23 protein-coding genes are annotated in these 21,602 nt (G+C 63.9%); 12 read left to right on the plus strand and 11 right to left on the minus strand.

Annotation, left to right across the window (positions count from 1 at the left end):
• Positions 1-16: 16 nt before the first annotated feature.
• On the minus strand, positions 17-106 hold the full coding sequence (locus NKH35_RS03915; protein WP_023669708.1) for a K(+)-transporting ATPase subunit F: 90 nt from the start codon (positions 104-106) through the stop codon (positions 17-19).
• A gap of 16 nt (positions 107-122) precedes the next feature.
• Entirely contained in the window at positions 123-344 is a 222-nt protein-coding gene (locus tag NKH35_RS03920; RefSeq protein ID WP_023733574.1) for a hypothetical protein, read from the minus strand.
• A gap of 165 nt (positions 345-509) precedes the next feature.
• On the opposite strand from NKH35_RS03920, the gene NKH35_RS03925 reads away from it, so the two are divergent.
• Entirely contained in the window at positions 510-2,297 is a 1,788-nt protein-coding gene (locus NKH35_RS03925; RefSeq protein WP_023733573.1) for a flavin-containing monooxygenase, read from the plus strand.
• Positions 2,298-2,506: 209 nt separating this feature from the next.
• Here the strand turns inward: NKH35_RS03925 and NKH35_RS03930 are convergent, their stop codons facing one another.
• Entirely contained in the window at positions 2,507-3,739 is a 1,233-nt protein-coding gene (locus NKH35_RS03930) for an amidohydrolase/deacetylase family metallohydrolase (RefSeq protein WP_023733572.1), read from the minus strand.
• A gap of 103 nt (positions 3,740-3,842) precedes the next feature.
• Positions 3,843-4,208: a RidA family protein gene (locus tag NKH35_RS03935; protein ID WP_023707576.1), complete on the minus strand. Its 366-nt coding sequence runs from the start codon at positions 4,206-4,208 to the stop codon at positions 3,843-3,845.
• A gap of 175 nt (positions 4,209-4,383) precedes the next feature.
• Between NKH35_RS03935 and NKH35_RS03940 the strand changes: the two genes are divergently transcribed.
• Positions 4,384-4,869 carry a hypothetical protein gene (locus NKH35_RS03940; RefSeq protein WP_023669704.1) on the plus strand — a complete coding sequence of 162 codons (486 nt, stop codon included), beginning with the start codon at positions 4,384-4,386 and terminating at the stop codon, positions 4,867-4,869.
• Positions 4,870-5,000: 131 nt separating this feature from the next.
• Here NKH35_RS03940 and NKH35_RS03945 read toward each other — a convergent pair whose 3' ends face one another.
• Positions 5,001-5,231, minus strand: a complete 231-nt coding sequence (locus tag NKH35_RS03945) for a hypothetical protein (protein WP_023669703.1) — start codon at positions 5,229-5,231, stop codon at positions 5,001-5,003.
• A gap of 146 nt (positions 5,232-5,377) precedes the next feature.
• On the opposite strand from NKH35_RS03945, the gene NKH35_RS03950 reads away from it, so the two are divergent.
• From NKH35_RS03950 to NKH35_RS03960, 3 genes are all read left to right on the plus strand, one after another.
• On the plus strand, positions 5,378-6,019 hold the full coding sequence (locus NKH35_RS03950; protein WP_023707577.1) for a glutathione S-transferase family protein: 642 nt from the start codon (positions 5,378-5,380) through the stop codon (positions 6,017-6,019).
• Between the two features lie 136 nt (positions 6,020-6,155).
• Positions 6,156-7,658 carry a helicase HerA domain-containing protein gene (locus tag NKH35_RS03955; protein ID WP_023707578.1) on the plus strand — a complete coding sequence of 501 codons (1,503 nt, stop codon included), beginning with the start codon at positions 6,156-6,158 and terminating at the stop codon, positions 7,656-7,658.
• Positions 7,659-7,786: 128 nt separating this feature from the next.
• The gene (locus NKH35_RS03960; RefSeq protein WP_352913402.1) at positions 7,787-8,752 is read left to right on the plus strand and encodes a hypothetical protein; all 966 of its coding nucleotides are present in this window, start codon (positions 7,787-7,789) and stop codon (positions 8,750-8,752) included.
• Between the two features lie 70 nt (positions 8,753-8,822).
• Here NKH35_RS03960 and NKH35_RS03965 read toward each other — a convergent pair whose 3' ends face one another.
• Complete coding sequence (locus NKH35_RS03965; RefSeq protein ID WP_023683102.1) at positions 8,823-9,266, minus strand: SRPBCC family protein; 444 nt, start codon at positions 9,264-9,266, stop codon at positions 8,823-8,825.
• Between the two features lie 415 nt (positions 9,267-9,681).
• Between NKH35_RS03965 and eglC the strand changes: the two genes are divergently transcribed.
• The 3 genes from eglC to NKH35_RS03980 are packed head-to-tail and all read left to right on the plus strand — an operon-like array spanning position 9,682 to position 14,190.
• Positions 9,682-11,106: an endo-1,3-1,4-beta-glycanase EglC gene (gene eglC / locus NKH35_RS03970; protein ID WP_023817186.1), complete on the plus strand. Its 1,425-nt coding sequence runs from the start codon at positions 9,682-9,684 to the stop codon at positions 11,104-11,106.
• Positions 11,107-12,867: a type I secretion system permease/ATPase gene (locus NKH35_RS03975; RefSeq protein WP_023707581.1), complete on the plus strand. Its 1,761-nt coding sequence runs from the start codon at positions 11,107-11,109 to the stop codon at positions 12,865-12,867.
• A 3-nt stretch (positions 12,868-12,870) separates the two neighbouring features.
• Positions 12,871-14,190, plus strand: coding sequence for an HlyD family type I secretion periplasmic adaptor subunit (locus NKH35_RS03980; RefSeq protein WP_023707582.1), 1,320 nt, complete (start codon positions 12,871-12,873; stop codon positions 14,188-14,190).
• Here the strand turns inward: NKH35_RS03980 and NKH35_RS03985 are convergent.
• From NKH35_RS03985 to NKH35_RS03995, 3 genes are all read right to left on the minus strand, one after another.
• Positions 14,177-14,491, minus strand: coding sequence for a type II toxin-antitoxin system RelE/ParE family toxin (locus NKH35_RS03985; RefSeq protein WP_023707583.1), 315 nt, complete (start codon positions 14,489-14,491; stop codon positions 14,177-14,179). The genes NKH35_RS03980 and NKH35_RS03985 overlap by 14 nt on opposite strands.
• A complete protein-coding gene (locus NKH35_RS03990; RefSeq protein WP_023707584.1) occupies positions 14,488-14,769 on the minus strand; it encodes a type II toxin-antitoxin system ParD family antitoxin in 282 nt (93 codons plus the stop codon). The genes NKH35_RS03985 and NKH35_RS03990 overlap by 4 nt, the downstream gene beginning before the upstream one ends.
• 68 nt (positions 14,770-14,837) lie before the next feature.
• A complete protein-coding gene (locus NKH35_RS03995) occupies positions 14,838-15,833 on the minus strand; it encodes a GlxA family transcriptional regulator (RefSeq protein WP_023707585.1) in 996 nt (331 codons plus the stop codon).
• 278 nt (positions 15,834-16,111) lie between these two features.
• Between NKH35_RS03995 and NKH35_RS04000 the strand changes: the two genes are divergently transcribed.
• The 4 genes from NKH35_RS04000 to NKH35_RS04015 all read left to right on the plus strand — a co-directional run bounded on the left by NKH35_RS04000 (position 16,112) and on the right by NKH35_RS04015 (position 19,600).
• Positions 16,112-17,260, plus strand: a complete 1,149-nt coding sequence (locus NKH35_RS04000) for an amidohydrolase (protein ID WP_023707586.1) — start codon at positions 16,112-16,114, stop codon at positions 17,258-17,260.
• A gap of 88 nt (positions 17,261-17,348) precedes the next feature.
• Positions 17,349-17,708 carry a hypothetical protein gene (locus NKH35_RS04005; protein ID WP_023691921.1) on the plus strand — a complete coding sequence of 120 codons (360 nt, stop codon included), beginning with the start codon at positions 17,349-17,351 and terminating at the stop codon, positions 17,706-17,708.
• 105 nt (positions 17,709-17,813) lie between these two features.
• A complete protein-coding gene (locus NKH35_RS04010) occupies positions 17,814-18,689 on the plus strand; it encodes an alpha-1,2-fucosyltransferase (protein ID WP_023686531.1) in 876 nt (291 codons plus the stop codon).
• A complete protein-coding gene (locus NKH35_RS04015; RefSeq protein WP_023691919.1) occupies positions 18,686-19,600 on the plus strand; it encodes a glycosyltransferase family protein in 915 nt (304 codons plus the stop codon). The genes NKH35_RS04010 and NKH35_RS04015 overlap by 4 nt, the downstream gene beginning before the upstream one ends.
• Here NKH35_RS04015 and NKH35_RS04020 read toward each other — a convergent pair.
• On the minus strand, positions 19,584-20,795 hold the full coding sequence (locus NKH35_RS04020) for a cytochrome P450 (protein WP_352913404.1): 1,212 nt from the start codon (positions 20,793-20,795) through the stop codon (positions 19,584-19,586). The two genes, NKH35_RS04015 and NKH35_RS04020, sit on opposite strands and share 17 nt — an antisense overlap.
• A 13-nt stretch (positions 20,796-20,808) precedes the next feature.
• Positions 20,809-21,477: a GNAT family N-acetyltransferase gene (locus NKH35_RS04025; RefSeq protein ID WP_031202403.1), complete on the minus strand. Its 669-nt coding sequence runs from the start codon at positions 21,475-21,477 to the stop codon at positions 20,809-20,811.
• Between the last annotated feature and the right edge of the window lie 125 nt (positions 21,478-21,602).

Genomic DNA, 21,602 nt, shown 5'->3' on the forward strand with positions numbered 1-21,602 from the left:
CTTTCCGTGCCTTGCTTCAGAAGCGTTCTGGGCGAACGAGGGCGTATGTCAGGTAGACGAGCAGGAACAAGGTCACGCCGCCACCGAGGATGTAATCGACAAGCATGGTGCGATCCTTCCGCTTAAAGAGCGTCGCAAGCTTTGATGTAGGCGAGGGAAAGACCGAAGAACAAAACCTCGATCCCGATGACGACGATTTCCATTTGTGTTGGTCCTTGCTTCTGCTTGTATTTGGCGCCAGTTGCTGGCAGGCCGTAAATTCCATGAGAACGACCCGCCGTAGCTTCGAAGGCTACGGCGTCCGGAGCGTTTTGCTCGTGGTGGAATATGGACCCGATCGCCATAAAGGTTCGAGACGGGGCCGGGAGGAAAGATATAAAATTCCTATAAAGATTTCCGGGAGATGGCTCCGTTCCGGGCCGCTAGAAACCGAGGCCATGATATCGCGACCCCTCTTGCGGCGCCGCCGTCTTTCGAAACAATGGGAACGCAAAGTGAGGGAAAAACAGATGCTCGACATGGCACCATCGAAACAGGCGGCGACATGGCTTTGCGCGCTTGCACGGGCGCTGGAAGCTGATGACGCCGAAGCGGCCGCCAACCTGTTCGTCGAGGACTGCTACTGGCGCGATCTGCTGGCTTTCACCTGGAACATCACCACGATGGAAGGCCGCGGTGCGATCCGCGACATGCTGCAAGCGACGCTGGCGGAAGCGAAGCCCTCACACTGGACGCTGTCCGGCGAGGCGACCTCGGATGAGGGCACCGTCGAGGCCTGGTTCACGTTCGAAACGTCTGTCGCGCGGGGCGAAGGGATTGTGCGCCTCACGGACGGCCGCTGCCGGACCTTGTTCACGGCGGTGCGGGAGCTCAAAGGGTTCGAGGAGAAAAAGGGACCGGCGCGGCCGCTAGGCATCCGTCACAAGGCCGATCCGAAGCGCGAAACCTGGGCGGAGGCGCGGGCGCGCGAGACGCGTGACCTCGGCGCCACCGAGCAGCCCTATTGCCTGGTGATCGGCGGCGGGCAGGGCGGCATCATGCTCGGCGCGCGGCTGAGGCAGCTCGGCGTGCCCACCATCATCATCGAGAAAAATGCGCGCCCCGGCGATTCCTGGCGCAACCGTTATCGCTCGCTCGTGCTGCACGATCCGGTCTGGTACGACCATCTGCCCTACATTCCGTTCCCGGAGAACTGGCCGGTGTTCACGCCCAAGGACAAGATGGGCGACTGGCTGGAGATGTACACCAGGGTGATGGAGCTCAACTACTGGGTCGCCACCAAATGCCTCAGCGCCAGCTATGACGAGGCCGAGAAGGTGTGGACTGTGGTGGTCGACCGCGTCGGCCGGCAGATCACGCTGAAGCCGAAGCATATCGTCTTTGCCACCGGCGCCTATGGCCCGCCACGCCAGATCGCGCTGCCCGGCGCCGAGACCTTCAAGGGCGAACTCCTGCATTCCAGCCAGTATGCAAGCGGCGAGAAATTCCGCGGCAGACGTGTCGCTGTCATCGGCGCGGCAAGCTCGGGGCACGATGTCAGCGTCGACCTCTGGGAGAGCGGCGCAGACGTCACCATGATCCAGCGGTCGCCGACGACAGTGGTGAAATCCGACACTCTGATGGAAGTCGGCTTCGAGATCTTCTCGGAAAAGGCTTTGGCGCGCGGCATCAGCACCGACAAGGCCGACCTGATCGTCGCGTCCACGCCGTTCGCGCTTGTACCCAAGGGCCAGCGGGATCTTTACGAGGTGATCAAGGCACGCGACGCAGACTTCTACGACCAGCTATGCGCCGCCGGCTTCGCCATCGATTTCGGCGAGGACGAGACCGGGCTGTTGATGAAGGCCTACCGCACCGGCTCCGGCTACTACATCGATGTCGGCGCCTGCGAACTGATCATCAATGGCGAGATCAAAGTGAAGAGCGGCGTCGGCATCAGTTCATTGACGCCGACCGGCATCCTGTTCGACGACCGCAGCGAGCTGGCCGTCGATGCGATCGTCGCCTGTACCGGCTACCAGTCGATGAACGAGACCGTGGCGGCCATCGTCTCGCGCGAGGTCGCCGACAAGGTCGGGCCATGCTGGGGCCTCGGCTCCGGCGTCAAGGGCGATCCCGGTCCTTGGCAAGGCGAGCTGCGCAACATGTGGAAGCCGACGGCGCAGGACGCGCTGTGGTTCCACGGCGGCAATCTGGCGCTGTCGCGGTTTTACTCGAAATATGTGGCGCTGCAGATCAAGGCGCGGATGGAAGGGATTGCGACGCCGGTGTTTGGGGCGGTGAGTAATTCGGGGTAAGGTTCGACCCCCAACTCCGTCGAGCTTCGCTCGACACCTCTCCCCCGATCGACGGGGGAGAGGAATGGCGCGAAGCGATTCCAGCTGGCGCCTTTCCTCTCCCTCCGGAGGGGGGAGAGGTGGCTCGGCGAAGCCGAGACGGAGTGGGGGAAGGCGGTCCTCAAACGCGCCGCCGAAAGACAGACCATCTCCCATGAAGGGGAGACCAGCTAATCGTGCCTACGCCCGAAATGCCGTGCCGCGACCTCGACATGCGTATGGTGCGTGTGGGCCTCGAAGCGCTCGGTCTCGTTGTGGCCGGCGGCTTCGTTCGGCCACCAGACACCACCCACGACGATGCCGTCCGATGTGAGCCGCTGATCCGCGATCAGCGCCGCACCGACCGCATCGACGAAGGTAAAGCGCCCGGGGCGCAGTCTCAGCACCGCGACATCGCCGACACCGCCAACTTTCAGCGTCCCAAGCTCCGGCCTGGCGATCGCCTCGGCTGGCCTTTGCGTGGCGGCGCGCAGCACCTCGACCAGCGGCATGCCCAGCGCCATTAGCTTCGACATGCAGACCAGTATGTCGAAGGCCGGACCGTCGACGCAATAGAGATGCACGTCGCTGGAGATGACGTCGGGCGCGAGGCCCTCGGCCAGCATCGCTTTCGCCACGGCGAAGTCGAACGATCCCATGCCGTGGCCGATGTCGAAGATGACGCCGCGTTCGCGGGCCAGCCGCATGTCCGGCCGCACCGCGCCGGAGGCGAAGACCGGCGCGTTGGGGAACGGGCGAAAACAGTGCGTGAGGATGTCACCCTTGCGCAGCCGCGGCAGCACTTCGGAGCGGCCGGGCGGCGGCTCGTCTATATGCGCCATCAGCGGCAGGCCGGCCTGGTCGGCGGCTTCCAGCGCGAGATCGACCGGCGCGATGCCGCTGGCGCCGCCGGCATGCTTGCCGGAGCGCACTTTTACGCCGACGACGACATCGGCGTGCTCGCGCACCGCAGCCACCGTCTCGCGTGGCTCGCAGAGCCTGAGATCGCTGCATTCGCCGACAGAGACGCTTTGCGAGAAGCCGAATATGCCGGCAAAGGAGATGTTGACATAGGCCAGGATGCGCACCTTCGAGCGCTCGATGACATGGCGGCGAAAGCCCAGAAAATTGCCGGCGCCGGCGCTGCCGGCATCGATGAAGGTGGTGGTGCCGCTCTTGGCCGCCAGCCGGTCGGCGTCGACGCCAAGCGAGGTGCCGCCCCAGTAGACATGGCTGTGCAGGTCGATGAGGCCGGGTGTGACGATGCAATCACGAGCATCGACTATCTTGGTGGCGTGCTCGGCATCGATCGCCGCCTCGATGGCCACGATGCGTCCGCCCGCAACGGCGACATCGCGCGGCGCGTCCAGGCCCGAGGCCGGATCGATCAGGCGGCCGCCCTTGATCAGGAGATCGAACTGCATCGGCGCCTGCCTCTCTTCGTTTTGGGGCATGATCTCTGGACAAAACGGTTTCCGTTTGTCCGAGAAAACCGGTTTCCACTTTTCGAGATCATGCCCCGACTGGTCAAACCGGCCGGTAGGCGACGGCTTCGACCTCGATTTTGATATCGATCATCAGCCGCGATTCGACCGTGGTGCGGGCCGGCGGATTCTTCGGGAAGTGCTTGGCGTAGACGGCATTGAAGGCGCCGAAGTCGCGCGCGTCCTCGAGCCAGACCGTGGTCTTGACGACATCGTCCATGGTGCAACCGGCCAGCGCGAGTGCCGCCTTCACATTCTGCAGCACCTGCTCGGTCTGCTCGGTGATGCCGCCCTTGACCACGATGCGGTCGCTGTCGACCGGCACCTGGCCTGAGATGTAGACGAAATCCCCGGCGCGCACGGCCGGCGACAGCGGCACGTGGGATGTTCCAAAACACTCTTTAGGCAAAGGAAACTCCTGTTCAGAATGGCGGGCCGCGCCCCGTTTTCGACGACCGCTCTACGCCTGTCCCGGTGATCCTCATAGGGGGCTTTTTGGAAAGCAGCATTTTTCCAAACGCGTGTTGCTTTATCGCAGGCTCGCCAGCATCTTGCGCGTCGCATTTTCCCGACAGGAGATTTCAATGACCTTCGACAAGAACCCGTTTCCAGAGGGCGATGCCGATCGCCACGCGCTCTGGGAAATGTTGGTGCGGCGCGACATCGACGCCTTTATCGGTCAGGACTGGTCGATGGTCGAGGATGATTTCCTCGCCGACAGCTTCTTCGGCATGCATGCGCATTTCCTCAGCGATGCCGACGCCTGGCGTCTGCAATTCCCGAGCCTTGCCGTCTATCGCGACGAATGGCTGCGCCAGGCCAAGGAGACGGCGGCGGCCAGATTCGCCGAGCCGCTGCGCGAGGCGCTGTTTCGCGTCACCAACATGCGCGACATCGATGTCGATGGCGACCGCGCCGTGCTGCACAAGAAGTTCAACGGCTCGGTGGCCAAGGCCGATGGCAGCGTCGACAAGCTGAAATGGCAGACGCTGTATTTTTGCAGGAAGGTGGCGGGCCACTGGAAGATCGGCGGCTTCGTCGGCTACATGCCACATCCCTTGGGGATCTGAGGTTTACCCGCTTATGCTATTGCCGGCTTCGCGCACGAAGACGTCCGCTTCCGGGCTGCAGCTGTAAAAGCTCGCCAACCGAACCCACTCGAGCTCAAGCGAGTTGAACGGGACAGGTTCGTCCCACAGGGCTAGCGGGAGCGGTGGTCGAACACGACCGCCATGGTCTTACCAATTGCCGCCATGACGACGAGTTCGACGAGATCGTCGTCGCTGTCGACACAGGTTGGATCCATGCGGCGGATGGCGTCGAGCGCCGCTCTAGTCGAGACGGTATCGCCGGCGCGGAATCTGGAAAGCGCAGAGGAAACAAGGTTCTGGGTTGTCACGTCGATGACAGGTACGCTCGGCACTACGTTCATGGCTTCCTCCTGCCAAGAACCCTCTCCCGAAGGAAATAATACGCCGAACGACGGCGTGTGCCAGCGGAATCGTGGTCCGACCAGATTGCCGGGAGGGCACGTTTGCGTGTTTGATAGGGTCGAGCCCACAGCGTCCAGGACCGGATATGAAACTGTACTTCAGCCGCAATCCCAATCCGCGCCTTGCGGTAGCAACGGCACGTCATCTGCAGGCCAAGGTCGAGTGTGAGTTCGCGGCACCCATGGCGCCCCGGCAGGCTGAGCGGTTTCGTCAGCTCAATCCCAATCTTACCCTGCCGATATTGGCATGGACGGGCGGCAGCCTGTGGGAAGCCGACGCCATAGCCTGCCTTCTGTCGCGCGAAGCGGGTTCGGATTTCTGGCGCGGCGGCGGCGACCAACCCGACATGATCCGCTGGCTGAGCTGGGGCAAGGAAAATTTCGTGCGGGCCTGCGACACCGTGCATTTCGAGCGCGGAACCAAGCAGCGCTACGGGATTGGGCCCGTCGACCAGACCAAGGTCGAGGAGGGGCTGGCGGAGTTCCGCATCGCGGCAGCGATTCTCGAGGCGGAGCTCGCCAAGCGGCCATGGCTTGTGGGCAAGTCGCTCTCCTATGCCGATTTCCGCATGGCGACGTTTTTGCCGTTCAACGATCCAGCCGGCCTGCCGCTGGCGGACTATCCCTCTGTTCTGGGTTGGTATCGCCGGCTCGAAGCCATCGATGCCTGGCGCGATCCCTTCGACGGGCTGGACGCGCCGCTTCTGCCGCCGGTCAACTCCGCTTGATGTGCTTCCCTTTGGGCAGATGGGCTGATGTGTGGCGCTTTGGCAGCATAGGTGTGGAACAGCGGGCGAGTTGCCATGGCGCGCTCGACGGCTCGCGGCCGGGTTGATAAGCCCTGTCCGCAAGGAGAGTCGTGACATGACCGTAGCCATCGAGATGGGACAGACGACGGCGGGTGCGTCGGTGGCGCTCGACCTTGAGGAGCTGCTGGCGACCCGGCTTCTGGTGCAAGGCAATTCCGGCTCCGGCAAATCGCACCTTTTGCGCCGGCTCCTGGAGCAGAGCGCGCCCTGGGTGCAGCAGACCATCATCGACCCGGAAGGCGATTTCGTCTCGCTGGGCGACCATTACGGCCATCTGGTCATCGATGCCGAGGAGCATACGGAGCGTGGCCTGCAAGCAGCCGGCGAGCGGGCGCGCATCCACCGCGTCTCCACCGTGCTCAATCTCGAAGGGCTCGATGCCGAGAACCAGATGCGGCGCGCCGCTGCCTTTCTCGGCGGGTTGTTCGAGGTTGCCCGCGAGCATTGGTATCCGATGCTGGTGGTGGTCGACGAAGCGCAGCTGTTCGCGCCGGCCGTGGCCGGCGAAGTGTCCGACGAGGCGCGAAAGCTCTCGCTCGGCGCCATGACCAATTTGATGTGCCGCGGCCGCAAGCGCGGCCTTGCCGGCATCATCGCCACGCAGCGGCTGGCAAAGCTCGCCAAGAATGTCGCGGCGGAGGCGTCCAATTTCCTCATGGGCCGTACCTTCCTCGATATCGACATGGCGCGCGCCGCCGACCTTCTGGGCATGGAACGGCGTCAGGCCGAGGCGTTTCGAGACCTGGAGCGCGGGCACTTCATGGCGTTGGGCCCAGCGCTGTCGCGCCGCCCGCTCGGCGTGCGCATCGGCCAGACCGAGACCAGCCCGCGCAACGGTACGCCGCGGCTGATGGCAATGCCGGAAACAGCGCTCGAGGACGCACGGGCCATCATCCTGGCAGCGCCGCCGCCCGAGACGATGCGCGCGCCGCGCCGGATGGCGTCGCCCGATTTGCTCGACCAGCTGATGGCGGCGAAGTCTGCGGCGATGGAGATCCGCCCGGAACCTGCGGAACCGGCGGTAAGCGCCGAGGATATCGCCGACCGGCGAGAGCGGGTGGACCGTGTCCTGCGCGCCATCCTGGCGCAGCCCGATGCGGGTTTCCGCGTCATCGGCGTGCTTTATCAGGAGTTCGTCGTCCGCTGCCGCATCGAAGGCCTCGCTTCGGTGGTGCCGGACCTCTCAGAATTCCGTCGCATGCTGACGCGTGCCCGCGCCGGGCTCGGCGCCGACATGGCAGGCGATGACGCCTGGCAGGACGTTTCCGTGCGCGCCTCGCTGCTGCCCGAGGACATGCAGGGCGTGTTCATGATGATCGCCCGCGCCGCCAAGGAGGGCTGGCCGTGCCCGAGCGACGCGGCGATCGCGCGCGCCTACGGCTCGCATTCGCTGCGCCGCGCCCGGCGGCTGCTCACCTATATCGAGGAGCAGGGCCTCATCGTCTGCCAGCTCGACGGCACCGGCCGCCGCACGGTGACGCTGGTCGAGCTCGCCTGGGCGACGGCGCCGGGCGACCCCAATGCCGCGGAGGCGGAACAGGGCAGCCTGGCGCTCTGAAAGGCGAACAGGCAGCTACCTGACTTGCTTGCGCGGTTCTGAACAAGATGTGTTTCGCCGATCGGCGCGCGACGATTTATGATGGGTTTCCGAGAATCGCAGAACGGTTCGGGCGGGAGGGTTGTCCGGTGCGGTTGAAATCTCTGGCTGTCTTTGTCTTTGGCCTCCTCGCCATCGCCGGCATCGCCTTGACGATGTCTGCCCGGTCTTTTGCCGCGTCCTCCGATATACCGGCTTGGCTGCAGGCCCATGTCGGCAATGACGACGGCGAGATTTCGCAAGTGGTGCTGGAGCGGGCGCGCGCGCTTTACCTGAAAAAGGTCGCGCAAGGCTCGGTCCACAATGGCTGCTATTTCGCCATGGATGCGACGCGCCCCGGCGATCTCGGCAATGGCGTGCTAGGGCGGCGCTACTACGTCATTTGCGAGGCCAAGCAGTCGTTCAGGGCGATCTCGTCGGGCCATGGCGGCGGCCGCAATCTGAAGGGCGTGGTCGATTTCTCCAACGGCAAACGCTGCGCGAAAAACTTCGGCAATGCCCTGGACTCGTCCTTGACGACCGGCGGCGCCTATATGACCGGCGAGGCAAAGACCTCATTCAAGGGTTTTTACCGCATCGGCGCAAAAAAGGACCAGGCGCTGCTGCGCACCTTCATCCAGTTCGACGGTGAGGGAGAGACGGCGAACGCCAGGCAGCGGGTGATCGGTGGCCACGCGGCGCGGCTGTTGCGCGGCATGTGCCTGCGCAAAAACCCGAACAGCTCCTATGCCGACCATGACGGCTTCGTGCCATACGGCAAGCTGGTGGATTATGCTGGCGGCCGCAGCAATGGCTGCACCAGCTGGTCGCCGTCCGACGCCGACCAGATCATTTCGATGGTGAAGGGCAATCCGACGACGCTCTATATCTACCCGGAATCGCGCGACATCACCGCCGTTGGTAAATCGGGCGCCTATTGGAATGCGTCCTGCCTGAAGGAGATCGGCAAGCCGAAATTCTGGCCGCGAAAGAGCCTTGAGCCGATCATCGCGCAATACGCCAAGGACAACCCGCCACCGCCGCCGCAACCGTTGCCGATCTGCACCGGGCCGTGAGGGATGAGTCCTCGGCTCGGCATTGTCGGCGGCGCGGACTGGCTGGGCGGCGCCGCCGATCCGATGGGCTCTACTGATTGATCTCGGGTTCGACGAGCTTTGCCAGATTGCGCAGCGACTCCTGCCAGCCGAGATAGCAGGCTTCAGCCGGAATAACGTCCGGAATGCCGGCCTGCGTGATGTCGAGTTCCGTGCCGACCGACACTTTCTTCAGGAGCACGGTCACTTCGATCTGGCCGGGCAAATTGGGGTCGTCGAACCTGTCGGTGTAGCGCAGGCGCTCGCCGGGAACGAGTTCGAGATATTCGCCGCCGAAGGAATGGCTGCCGCCCGTCGTGAAGTTTCGGAACGACATCTTGAAGGCGCCACCGACTTTCGCGTCGAAGCTGTGTACCGTGCAAGTGAAGCCGTTCGGCGGAAGCCATTTCGCCAGCGCGTCGGCTTCTGTGAATGCGCGGTAGACCTTCTCCGGGCTGGTCGTCAGAACGCGGTGCAAACGTACGGTGCTTGGCATCTCTTCGGTATCCTTTGTGGTTTCGTTGTTCGATGCCCCAAGGACGGGTGAACCTCACCCGGTCCGACATAGCCTGTCAAATTTTCTTGAGCCCTTTGCCCGCGGCCATCCGCCCGCGACTTCGACCGCCGCCTCAGGCAGGCGGTCGTGTCGCGTCAAATTGCATGCATCATTGACAGGTTGCCTAACTTTTCGGCGCGGATCTCACAATTTATTAAAATTGTAAGTCTCTCCTACAAAGTTGTATTAGGATCAGCTTAACGCCTTCGGCATTATCTATTAAATGATGGGCGACGATCTCCTTGGTGTACTATAGAATGATTCCCTGGAACGACGGATCAATTTAAGAGTTGATCCGAAATGGTCGCTCGAAGGTTGTCGAACGACCAAGGCAGCACGCGCAAGGAGTGTCGGAATGACCACAGTCCTCAACGCCAAAGGCATTCCACTTCCGTATACCGGCGCTTCCACCCATTGGTTCTCGGCGACTGGAGGCGCGCCTTACCGCTACGGCACCTCGGGCAACGATTCCTTCTGGGGCGACACCAACGTCAAGGTCACCATGTATGGCGGCGCGGGCGACGACTATTACCATCTCTATTCGACGATCAACAAAGCGGTCGAGAACTACGGCGCGGGCGTCGACACGATCGATACCTGGATGAGCTACAAGCTGCCCGCGAATTTCGAGAACCTCGTCGTCACCGGCGACGGCCACTATGCCTTCGGCAATGGTCAGGACAACATCATAACGGGCGGCGCTGGCAGCCAGACGCTGGACGGCGGCAAGGGCAATGACGTCCTGATCGGCGGCGCCGGCGCCGACACCTTCATCATCACCAAGGGCAATGGCAGCGACCTGATCTCCGATTTCGGCGCGACCGACACGGTGCGCCTCAACGGCTATGCTTTCACCTCGTTCGAGGCCGTCCACGCCAATATGGTCCAGGTGGGATCGAACGTGCAGCTGAACCTCGGCTCGAGCGAGGTGCTGGTGTTTCACAACACCACGATCGACAAGTTTCAGCCCGGGCAGTTCGAGCTGCCGATCGACAAGACCGGCATGACGCTGTCCTTCAACGACGATTTCAACACGCTGAGGCTGTGGAACGGCCAGAGCGGCATCTGGGATTCCAATTTCTGGTGGGGGGCGCAGAACGGCAGCTCGCAGCCCCAGAACGGCGAGCTGCAATGGTATATCGACGCCAATTATGCGCCGACCAGCTCGGTCCATCCGTTCAGCGTCGCAAGCGGCGTGCTCACCATAACCGCGGCGCATGCGCCCGACGACATCAAGCCGCTGATCAACAATTACGAATACACTTCCGGCATACTGACGACGCACGACACCTTCTCGCAGACCTATGGCTATTTCGAAATGCGGGCCGATCTCCCGGAAAACGCCGGCGCGTGGCCGGCCTTCTGGCTTCTGCCCGAAGACGGTTCATGGCCCCCGGAACTCGACGTGATCGAAATGTATGGGCAGAACCCGAATGCGCTTCTCATGACCGCGCACACAAATGAGACGGGAACCCACACCACGGTCGGGTCGACGGTGAATGTCTCCAACACCGACGGCTATCACACCTATGGCCTGTTGTGGACGCCGGACAAGCTGGTCTGGACCTATGATGGCGTCCAGGTCGCGGAAGCGGCGACGCCGTCCGATATGAACAAGCCCATGTATATGCTGGTCGACCTTGCGGTCGGCGGTCAAGCCGGCGCGCCGCCCGACCATCTGGCGACGCCCGCGCAAATGAAGATCGACTATATCCACGCCTATACGCTGAACGATTTGCAGCAGAGCCATCTGAGCACGACAGCCGAGCACGCGGTCTAGATGTCACGGGACCGCGCGCCACTCAGGGATGCGGCCATCGGCCTGCGCCCGGTTTTCCTGCGCGGCATCGCCGATATCGGCATCTTTTCGTTGCTGATCAACATCCTTCTCCTGGTGATCCCGCTCTATCTGCTGCAGGTCTATGACCGGGTGTTGCCGTCCTCCAGCGTCGAGACGCTGCTTTATCTCTCGGCCATGGCGGTCCTCGCGCTCGCCTTCCTCGGCCTGCTGGACGCGGTCCGCGCCATCTACGCGCAGCGTGTTGCGGCCACCGTCGACCAGAAACTGGGCGCGCGGACATTCGCCGCCTCGCTTGGCGCCAGACATGCCGGCAGCGGGCTGTCGCCGCTGAACGACCTTGCCACGACTTGCGCCTTCATCAGGTCGCGCGGCGTGGCGGTGTTGTTCGACCTGCCGTTTGCGCCCGTCTTCCTGGCCTTGCTCTATTTCATCCATCCCGTCCTGTTCTGGCTGACGCTCGCCGGCGCCGTGCTGCTGTTTCTCCTGGTTGTGGCCAACCAGCTTGCCATCGGCAGGAACGATGCCATGTCGGCGGAACGCTCGGCGGTGGCCAGCCAGGCGGAGCAGGCCTTCGCCCGCAACACCGACACGCTGCGCGCCATGGGCATGGTGCAAAATGCCGCCGCGGTCTGGGGACAACACGTTGCTGAGGCGCTGACCCTGCATGACCGTTCCGGAAGCGCAAATGCGATCTTCAGCGCGACGTCGCGGGCGCTGCGCATGATGCTGCAACTGGCGATCCTCGGCGCCGGCGCGTGGCTGGTGCTACAAGGGCAGATGACCGCCGGCATGATCTTCGCTTCGTCGCTGGTGTCGTCGCGCGCGCTGCAGCCGCTCGACCAGCTGATCGGATCCTGGCGGCAGATCGTCGACGCCAAGCGATGCTGGAAGCGGCTGGACACCGCCCTTGCGGCGCAACCAGCGCAGGGGCGCAAGCTCGCACTGCCCGATCCATTGGGCGCGATTTCGGTGCAGGATCTGTTCTTCATCGCGCCGACTGCGGCTTTCGGCACGGAGCCCATCCTCAAGCGGTTGAATTTTGCCATCGGCGCCGGCGAAGCGGTGGCGATCGTCGGCCCGAGCGGGGCCGGCAAATCGACGCTGGCGAAATTGCTTGTGGGCGCGCTGCAGCCGACCGGCGGCGCGGTCAGGGTCGACGGCGCCGACCTGAGGAGCTGGGACGAAACCCAGCTTGGCAGGCATATCGGCTATCTCGCGCAGGAGGTGGAGCTTTTCCCGGGATCGATCGCGCAAAATGTCGCCCGCTTCGAACCCGACGCCGATGACGCCGCGATCGTCGAAGCGGCCAGGCGCGCCGAGGCGCATGAGCTGATTCTCACGCTGCGCGACGGCTATCAGACCATGATAGGCCCGTCGCATACCGTGCTGTCGGGCGGCGAGCGCCAGCGGATAGGGCTGGCGCGCGCCTTCTACGGCAAGCCACGCATGCTGGTGCTGGACGAGCCCAACGCCCATCTCGACGGCAGTGGGGAGGCGGCGCTCGAAGGGATGCTTTCGGCCGCGCGAAGTGTAAGCGTCACGACAGTCGTCATCACGCATCGCCCTTCGATCGCCGCGGCCTGCGACCGCGTCATGGTCCTGCGCAACGGCATGGTCGAAGCTTTCGGCCCTGCGAGCGAGGTGCTGAGGCAACCGGCGGCCGGCAAGGCCGGGAGCGCGGTGGTGACAGGCTCGTTCGTGCCGACCGTGCGCCCGCACAGCGTCCGCTTCGGGTCATAGACGATGATGCAGCAGAGCCTCGCCTTCGAAGGTCGACCGCGCACCGACTTCCGCCGCATGGCCGTCGTCGGCTACGTGGCCATAGCGCTCTTCGTCGGCTGCTTCGGCTATTGGGCGGCGAACGCGCCGCTCTCCGGCGCGGTGATCACCTCCGGCACGATCTCGGCGACGGGCGGCAACATCCTCATCCAGCACCCCGAGGGCGGCATCATCGAGCAGTTGCTGGTGCATGAAGGCGACCGCGTGCAACAAGGCGAACCGCTGGTCCTGCTCGACCGCAGGGCGGCTCAGACCGACCTCAACCGGCTGACCAGACAGACGATCGCGCTCAGGGCAAGTGCCGCGCGACTTGAGGCCGAGCGCGACGGATCGGACAGGCTGGCGCCGATCGCCGAAGCAGCACCCGCGCCGTTCCAGCGCGATTTCGACAATCTGGTGCACGAACAGCAGAAGGAGTTCGAGGCCAGGCTCGCCCGGTTCCGCTCCGAGCAGTCGATCCTGGCGCAGCGCGTCGCCATGCATCGTGAGTCGGCGCTGGGACTGGAGGCGCAGAAACTCGCCATCCAGCAACAGGCCGAGATCGTGAAGAAGGAACTCGGCATCAAGACCGGCCTGCTCGACAAGGGTCTCACCAACCGCAGCGAATATTCGCAGCTTCTGCGCAGCGAGGCCGATCTGGTCGGCCAGGCCGGCGCGCTGGAGGCGGATATCGCAGCGACCAAGACGCAGATCGTCGAAGCCCAGGCGCAGGTCGAGCGCGCGACCACGCAGCGCGTCGAGGACGCGCTGACCAAGCTCGACGAGGTTCGCACCAGCCTGGCCGACATCGGCGAACAGATCACCGCAGCCGAGGCGGTGCTGGGGCGCACGACGATCAAGGCGCCGGCAGCCGGCATCGTGGTATCCTCGATCTACAACTCCAAAGGCAGCGTGATTGCGCCGGGGCAGAAGATCATGGAGATCCTGCCGACCGCGTCGGGCCTCATCGTCGACGCGAAGCTGCGGCCGAAAGACGTGGACCTGGTTCGCGTCGGCCAGCCGGCGAAGCTCAGGCTGTCCGCCCTGAACGCGCGCCTCACCCCTGAGGTCCCGGCTACGGTGACGCAAATTTCCGCCGACCGGCTGATCGATGAAACCACGCATGAGGCGTATTTCCGCGCCAGGCTGAAGATCACCGACACGCTGCCGCAGGGCGTGAAAGCCGAGCAGCTTTACCCGGGAACGCCGGTCGAGGCGTTTATCAGCACCGGCGACCGAACCTTCCTCGAATATCTGGCGCGGCCGATGCTGGACTCGTTCGCGCGGGCGTTCACGGAGCGATAGGCGCCAACTCGTCCTCCCAGTTGACGCCGCCGTAGAACACCCTGAGAATCACCACCTGGTCGCCTTCTACGGTGAAGGCCACAGTCAGGCGGCGCTCGAAGCCAACGATGCAAAGCCCCGGCCGCACATCATCCCTTAGGGTTCCGCGTTCCGAGGCATAGTCGAGACCCAGGCAAAATCGCTCGATCCGCTCGATGTAGCGAAGGGCGGTGAGGTTGCCGGATGCGTGAGCGACCGTATCGTATATCCATAACAGGTCCGTCTGGGCTTCCGGCAAAAGGACAACATGCCGGCGCTTCACACGTTCCCCTTGAGGCGAGCTGCGTGATGTGCGCGAATGCTTTCAAAAGACTTGTCGGCCGGGATGGCCTGGGAGGGGTCTGCCTTCCACCTATCATAGGTCGGCGCGACCTCCTCACGCAGCCAGCGCTCCACAGCGGCGTCGCGTTCCTGCAATGCGCGAAGACCGGCGCGGATCACTTCACTGCTGGTCGCGTATGTGCCGGACCGAACGAGCTGGTCGATGAAAGCAGCCTGCTCGGCCGGCAGGCTGAAGGTGCGTTTTTCGGTGGCGGACATGGATCCCTCCTATCAGGTTGGTATGATATTATCATACCAACGGCGAGATCGCACGCCCCAATATAGGCTTAGGGACCGCTCCCCTTGCCGTCGGCAAAGACACCGGACATTCGGTTCGGATGCCTGAGATGGGTCGGCGTGATACCGGTCTGATGGCGGAAGACACGGCTGAAATGGCCGGCATTGGGAAAACCGCAGCGGTAGGCGATGTCGCCGATTGCCAAGTCGCTCCCCTCCAGCAGCGACTTGGCCTGATGTACGCGCAGCGCAAGATAGGCGGCCATCGGGCCGATGCCGAGCTCGGCGCAGAACAGCCGCTCAAGCTGGCGCCGGGATAAATGCAACCGGCCCGCGATCTCGGCGACCGACAGCGTCTCCTGGAGATTGCTTTCCATCAGAAGCAGCGCCCGTTTCACCGCTCGGCTCGACGCGGCCGGAAAGAGATCGCCGACGGGCTGCACATCCAGGCTCGAGCGGATGCGGTCGAGCACGAGGATCTTGGCGGCTTTTTCCGCAGCCTTGCGGCCGATGAACTGCGACACGAAATGGCCGGCAAGGTCGGCCGCACCCGTGCCGCCGGCGCAGGTCGAGCGGCCCCTATCGACGGAAAACAGGCTGTCGGCATGGGCGTTCACGTCAGGGAATTGGCTGCGGAAATCCTTGATATGGAACCAGCTGACGGCGGCACTGTAGCCATCGAGCAGGCCGTAGCGCGCGAGCACGAAGCTGCCGGTGCAGAGTGCCGTCAGCGGCACGCACTTTTCGGCCGCCCGCAACAGGAAGGCCTCCTTTTCGGAGCTGAGGCTGCGGTTGGTGTCGAGCAGACCGCCGACCACGACGACATTGTCGAACTCCTGCGGATTGCCGATCGCCTTGGTCGGCAGCAACTCGACACCGCAACTCGCGCGGATCGGCAGGCCACGCTCGCCGACGATCTCCCAGTCGAACTCGATCCGGCGGCTGCGGTCGCCTTCATCGCCGGCCAGCCGCAGCGTGTCGATGAACAGCGACAGCGGCGACAGCGTGAAGTCGCGAACCAAGAGAAACGCAAACCGCCTGGCCATTGTTGCTCCGAAACGTTCCTTCGGGTGGATGGAAGCAAAGATGTCGCACAGGCGAGCACGCGGCGCTTTTCAGGAGAAGCCACCGGATGTCGGAGATGAGATCGACGGCCTCAGTGCGGAGCTGGAAATTCTCTGGGTTGTGTGGTGGTCATGGGATGTCGTCATCTACGCTCACACAAGACAGGCAGATGGACCAGTGGAATTGATCAGCATGGCACGGCGTGAGAAAAACCCTATCGTGTTTGTGTAACCTGCAGCACCAAAGCGGAGCCCAAGCCATGACCCTCACCAATCGCGATATCATCGAGCTGACGGCATGGCGCCGCAAGCTGCACCAAAACCCGGAAATCTCCAACGAGGAAGAACAGACCGCCAAGGAAGTCGTCAGCTTCCTCGCCGATACAGCGCCGGACAAGGTGCTGACCGGCCTCGGCGGTCATGGCGTGGCGGCGGTCTATGACAGCGGCCAGGCGGGACCGACGGTGCTGTTCCGCTCGGAGATCGATGCGCTGCCGATCGAGGAGCTTTCGGGCGTCGAGCATGCCTCGCAGGTGCCGGGAAAATCGCATATGTGCGGCCATGACGGCCACACCGCGATCCTGGCCGCACTTGGCCGCCAGCTCGGGCGTGAGCGGCCGGCCCGCGGCCGCGTCGTCTTGATGTTCCAGCCGGCGGAGGAGACCGGCAATGGTGCGGCCGGCGTCGTCGCCGATCCACGCTTTGGCGAGATCGCGCCGGACTTCGCCTTCTCGCTGCACAATCTGCCGGGCGTGCCGTTCGGCGAGGTGCGGCTCAAGCCCGGCGTCGTCAACTGCGCCTCGCGCGGCATCCGCATCGTGCTGGAGGGCAAGACCGCGCATTCCTCCATGCCCGAAACCGGCGTGTCGCCGATGCCGGCGGTGAGCGAGCTCATGCCGCTGCTGCCGGCGCTCGGACGCGGCACCTTTGCCGACGATGTTTTCAGCATGGTCACCGTCACCCATGCGACGATGGGCGAGGCCGTGTTCGGCATCGCGCCCGGCTACGCCGAGGTGTGGGCGACGCTGCGTACAAGGCGCGACGAGCGCATGGCGGAACTGGTCGCGGCGGCGGAAGCGTTGGCCACCAGGATCGCGGCCGAGCACCGTCTTTCCGTGCACTGCGATTATCATGAGATTTTCGTCGCCAGCGTCAACGCTCCAGACGCGGTGGAACATCTCAACCGCGCGCTGGACGAAGAGGGCGTCGCGCGCAGCGAGGAAGCCTTGCCGATGCGCGCTTCGGAAGATTTTGGCATCTTCGGCCACAAGGCGAGGTCGGCGATGTTCTTCCTCGGCGCGGGCGAGCGCACCCCGTCATTGCACAATCCCGATTATGATTTTCCCGACGATCTGATCCCGATCGGTTCGAAGATCTTCATGCGCACGGCGCGCAACCTGCTGGGGTGAGCGGCCCTGCAAAATCCGCATCCTGAAGCTGCCTTTTTCCCGCTGGAATCGTCTTGTAGTCGCCTCCTACATTAGGAGGGGCTTGCGGATGAGAATTGCAATGGTCGTCGCGTTGACTGCGACAGTGGCAGGGTGCGTATCGTCTCCGGTCCAGTATGGAGCCTCGCTCTCGACCCAAGACCCGAAATGGGCGACGCCGGAATGCCAGCAGGCCCGCACCGATGCCATGAATTACGACGCGCGCGAGAAGGAGCATCCGGGATGGGCCGCCGGCGTCGTGCTGGGGCCCTACAGCATGGGCCTCGTGGCGGCCATCAAGGAGAACGAGCAGAAGCAGCGAAGGCTGCTCGCACGCGAGGTGCATTTGCAGTGCTCAAGCCTGCCCTTGCCGAGGGATCTGGACTTCGATCCAAAGATCTACGCGCCAAAGCCGACGCATTATCCCTGAGGGTGGCTTGCCGGCGGCGATCATGATGCGCCCTTGGCGTCAGAGGCCAGTCGACCGGCCCGCGCAGCTCGGGTAACAATGACCGTCTTTGGCGAAAGGGGTCCAATGCGGCAAGTGCCCATCGTGATGCAGCCGTTTGGCGGCATGGCGAACAAGATGTTCCAGTACATGTTTTGCCATGTGCTGGCGAAGCGTATCCCCGGTGGCTATGTCTGCGACGCCGACCTGCCGGAATGGTCCATTGCCAGGGTGCGGCCGCCTTTGTTGTGGAAATACCGGCTGCTTCGGGTCGACGGCTATCACCGCTACGACCTCGACGGGATCATAGCCGCGTTCCGCGACAGGCGGGCGCGGAGCATCCGCTTCAAGGGCTTCGCGCAGCGGCTGGGTTATTATGACCGGGACGAGGTCTCCGGGCTGTTCGACGGGCGTGCCGTCGCCGCGCCGACCCATGGCGACGATTTTCTCGTCATCCATGTGCGGGCCGGCGACATCCTCGACGGCTTCCACCGCAACTATTGCCCGATGCCATTCGGCTTCTTCGAGACGCTCATCAAGGATAGCGGCCGCAAGCCGGTCTTCGTCGGCCAGACCCATGACGACAACGATTATTGCCGGCGCCTGCGTCAGCGTTTTCCCGATGCTGTCTTCGCGCCGAAGGCGTCGCCATTGACCGATTTCGAGACGCTGCGCCGGGCGAGCCATCTCGTCACGGGGGTGAGCAGCTTCTCCTGGCTGGCCGGTTGGTTGTCTTCGGCGCGGACGATCCATCTGCCGGTGGCCGGCATATTCGACCGGTGCATCAGGCCGGATATCGACCTGCTGCCCCTTGACGACCCACGCTATCGGTTCCACCAGTTCGACATGGGCGACTGGACGGGCTCTTCGGAGCAGCTTGCGGCATTTTATGGCGATGCGATCCCGTTCCGGCAGGTCGAGCCTCAAGCAGCAGCGGGTGGCGCGGGGAAAGCGTTGCGATGAGAATTCCGTTTTCCGTCAACAGGCCGGTGATCTGCGCGATCATGAAGCTGGAGCAGCCCTATGTGATCGAGTGGGTCGCCTGGCACAAGCTGCATGGCTTCGACCTGATGATCGCCGACAACTGCAGCGCCGGACCGCAGACGGCGGTGCTCCAGGCGTTGCGCGATGCCGGCTGGATCCGGCTGGTCGACTGGCGACACGACACGGTGCTGCCGCAGCGGCGGGCCTATTCCTATCTTTACTGGCAGGCATTGCTCCACGGCTATCGCTATCTGGGCTTCATGGACGCCGACGAGTTCCTCGAGCCGCTCGACGCGCCGCCCTGGAGCGGAGCCGAACTGGTCCGCTCGCTTTTGAGCCGCCCGGGCGTGCGCAGCGTCGCCTTTCGCTGGGTGAATTTCGGCAGCGACGGCAAAGAGGCCTATGACGACGAACTGGTGACGGTGCGGTTTCAAAGGCGCGGCACGCATGACGCCCCGACCGCGCGCTGGAAGAAGTCGTTTGCCCGCGTGTCCTCGGTGCTGCGCAAGGCGCTGCGGGATCCCGGGCAGTTCATGCCGCACCCGCACGGTTTCCGCATCTCGCTGCGCAGGACGCTGGTCGACGGCATGACGCTCGACAAGCACCCGGCGGCCATGCCGATGGAATGGAAGATCGGCTGGATCCGCCACTATGCCGTGAAATCGAGGCAGGAACTGGCCGACAAGCATGCCCGCGGCGGCGGCTTCACGCCGTCGAGCGAGGCGCCGTCGCTGGACGAGTACCGGGTATCGAGAGATCAGAACGATATTCTCGATCCGCTCGACGATGCGACGGTGGGCGCCTTGCGGGCAAAGGTTTCGGAAATCGTCAGGTCGCTCGACCCGGCGGTCATCCCCCAGACGCGGCCGCTTTTCACGCAGCGGGGTTGAGGATCAGCGGCGCGGTAGCCATGCCGTGAAACGACATCGAGGCGCGGCGCTCGGCATTTGCGGCATCGAGCCGCCATCCGGGCGCACGGGTGAACAGGGCTTCTATCATCGCCGCGATCTCGATACGGGCGACATGCTGCCCGAGGCAGACATGCAGGCCGGTGCCGAAGGTCATCGACATGGTTGGCGGGCGCGTGAGGTCCAGCCGGTCGCCATCGGCGAAGACGGCATCGTCGCGATTGCCGCTGCCGAGCACCGGCACGACCGCTTCGCCAGCCGCAATCCTGACGTCGCCGAGGTCGATGTCCTGCGCCGCGATGCGGGCGACGGCGTATTGCACCGAGGCGCCATAGCGCAGCAGTTCGGCCGCCGCGCTGCTCCAGTCGACAGCGCCGCGCTCGAGCAGCGCGCGCTGTTCGGGAAAGCGATCCAGCGCAACAATTGCGTTGCCGAGAGCGTCGACGACAGTCTCCTGTCCGGCAAACAGCATGAAGACGATGTTGGCCACCATGTCCTCGCGCGACCAGCGGCCTTGCGCAACCTCCCGCACCATGCCGGCAACCATTCCGTCCGGCCGGTAGGCCTGTCGAGCCAGCCGCTCCTCGACAAAAGCCTGGCATTCGCGATAGGCCTCGGCGCTTGCTGCCGGCGGCTGCGCTCTTCGCAGGTCGAATGCGCTGGCCATGCGGCGGGTCACCGATTTCAACGCCCAAGGGTCCTCGATCTCGATGCCGAGGATTTCCTGCAGCAGCCAGAAGGACACTGGCACGGCGAGCCCGGCGACGGCGTCGACGCGGCCATCCGCCAGCGCACGCTCGACCAGCTCGTGGCTCAGCGCGCGAAGACCTTGCGTCAGCGCTTCGATGGCCGGCCGTGAGAAAAAGCCAGCGACCGGCCGGCGCAAGGCGCCATGCTGAGGCGGATCGGCGAGCAGCACCGAGCGGCTGAGCAGAGCCATGGGCGCATGGTCGACGAGCTTGCGGCGGACCTCTTCATATGTACCCGGCGGCGCCTGAAGAAGAGCGGGATGCTTCAGCGCGCCCGACACCAGCTCATGGCTGAACACATAATGCGCGTCGGCCAGCTCGGGATAGGGCGCGACGCCGCGCGCAATGCCGCCGGCGGCGCGCATGCGGGCGAAATGCGGAAACGGGTCGTCGCCGAGCGCGAACGGATCGAAATGCGGAGCTGTCATGACGGCTCGAATCTCATGCCTTGAGATTCTTGGCTGAAATGACCCTGAAGCCGCCTGACGTGGCGTCCTGCGGGAAGAAGTCCGGCATGACGTAGAGGAACTCGCATCCGTAGACGCGGTAGTGCATGCGCAGCAGCGGATCGCGGATGATCTCTTCCAGCGGCGGTCTTGTGCCGGTCTGGTTCCAGCGGTCGATGGTGGCGCGGAACCGCGCATCGGCCTTGACATGATCATACTCTTCGCCCGAGGAGCCGGCATAGGACGAGCAGCGGCCATCGCCGATCAGCCAGCTGGCGCCCAGGCGGCGGCCGTGGCTCTCCATCTCCTTCAAGAGCCGCACCGCCGTATTGGAGCCGCGATGGCTCGGCCGGACGCAGAGATTGTAGGCGTAAAGTGCGTAAACCGGCTCGCTGCGCGGCAGCGATGCATAGGCATCGAAATTCCTGGGGAAATCGGCGCGCACCAGCGGATCCTGGCTGGTCTCGGTAAAGCAGATGGTGCCAGCAAGCAGATCGCCATCGATCGCGCCGAACATGGTGTGTCCGAGTGCCAGCCGGTGGCGGATGGTCGTTTCGCTCGCCTGCAGCGGTGCGGCCCAGGCGGCAGCCTCAAGCTCCATCAGCAAAGGGATGTCTTCCAGGTCTAACCGGCGGATGGGTATCGCAACATCGTCTAAATTCATGTGTCGGCTGCCTCGACTTCCAACGCGTTGATGGCGCATGGCAGTTTCTTGCCAATGCGGTTTGCAGCTTCACGGAAACGTCAACCTGTTCTATCTCCTGTTTGACGCATGCCGGATCGAGAACC

It is taken from the genome of Mesorhizobium sp. M1143 (assembly GCF_040318435.1).
Lineage (GTDB): Bacteria > Pseudomonadota > Alphaproteobacteria > Rhizobiales > Rhizobiaceae > Mesorhizobium.

Excerpts from the sequence above, each read along its gene's own strand:
- NKH35_RS03995 (WP_023707585.1), bottom strand. The coding sequence starts at position 15,833 with ATGGCCAGGCGGTTTGCGTTTCTCTTGGTTCGCGACTTCACGCTGTCG.
- NKH35_RS04025 (WP_031202403.1), bottom strand. The coding sequence starts at position 21,477 with ATGAATTTAGACGATGTTGCGATACCCATCCGCCGGTTAGACCTGGAA.
- NKH35_RS04010 (WP_023686531.1), top strand. The coding sequence starts at position 17,814 with ATGCGGCAAGTGCCCATCGTGATGCAGCCGTTTGGCGGCATGGCGAAC.
- NKH35_RS03990 (WP_023707584.1), bottom strand. The coding sequence starts at position 14,769 with ATGTCCGCCACCGAAAAACGCACCTTCAGCCTGCCGGCCGAGCAGGCT.
- eglC (WP_023817186.1), top strand. The coding sequence starts at position 9,682 with ATGACCACAGTCCTCAACGCCAAAGGCATTCCACTTCCGTATACCGGC.
- NKH35_RS03920 (WP_023733574.1), bottom strand. The coding sequence starts at position 344 with ATGGCGATCGGGTCCATATTCCACCACGAGCAAAACGCTCCGGACGCC.
- NKH35_RS03955 (WP_023707578.1), top strand. The coding sequence starts at position 6,156 with ATGACCGTAGCCATCGAGATGGGACAGACGACGGCGGGTGCGTCGGTG.
- NKH35_RS04015 (WP_023691919.1), top strand. The coding sequence starts at position 18,686 with ATGAGAATTCCGTTTTCCGTCAACAGGCCGGTGATCTGCGCGATCATG.
- NKH35_RS04020 (WP_352913404.1), bottom strand. The coding sequence starts at position 20,795 with ATGACAGCTCCGCATTTCGATCCGTTCGCGCTCGGCGACGACCCGTTT.
- NKH35_RS04000 (WP_023707586.1), top strand. The coding sequence starts at position 16,112 with ATGACCCTCACCAATCGCGATATCATCGAGCTGACGGCATGGCGCCGC.
- NKH35_RS03945 (WP_023669703.1), bottom strand. The coding sequence starts at position 5,231 with ATGAACGTAGTGCCGAGCGTACCTGTCATCGACGTGACAACCCAGAAC.
- NKH35_RS03980 (WP_023707582.1), top strand. The coding sequence starts at position 12,871 with ATGATGCAGCAGAGCCTCGCCTTCGAAGGTCGACCGCGCACCGACTTC.
- NKH35_RS03975 (WP_023707581.1), top strand. The coding sequence starts at position 11,107 with ATGTCACGGGACCGCGCGCCACTCAGGGATGCGGCCATCGGCCTGCGC.
- NKH35_RS03915 (WP_023669708.1), bottom strand. The coding sequence starts at position 106 with ATGCTTGTCGATTACATCCTCGGTGGCGGCGTGACCTTGTTCCTGCTC.
- NKH35_RS04005 (WP_023691921.1), top strand. The coding sequence starts at position 17,349 with ATGAGAATTGCAATGGTCGTCGCGTTGACTGCGACAGTGGCAGGGTGC.
- NKH35_RS03965 (WP_023683102.1), bottom strand. The coding sequence starts at position 9,266 with ATGCCAAGCACCGTACGTTTGCACCGCGTTCTGACGACCAGCCCGGAG.
- NKH35_RS03930 (WP_023733572.1), bottom strand. The coding sequence starts at position 3,739 with ATGCAGTTCGATCTCCTGATCAAGGGCGGCCGCCTGATCGATCCGGCC.
- NKH35_RS03950 (WP_023707577.1), top strand. The coding sequence starts at position 5,378 with ATGAAACTGTACTTCAGCCGCAATCCCAATCCGCGCCTTGCGGTAGCA.
- NKH35_RS03940 (WP_023669704.1), top strand. The coding sequence starts at position 4,384 with ATGACCTTCGACAAGAACCCGTTTCCAGAGGGCGATGCCGATCGCCAC.
- NKH35_RS03925 (WP_023733573.1), top strand. The coding sequence starts at position 510 with ATGCTCGACATGGCACCATCGAAACAGGCGGCGACATGGCTTTGCGCG.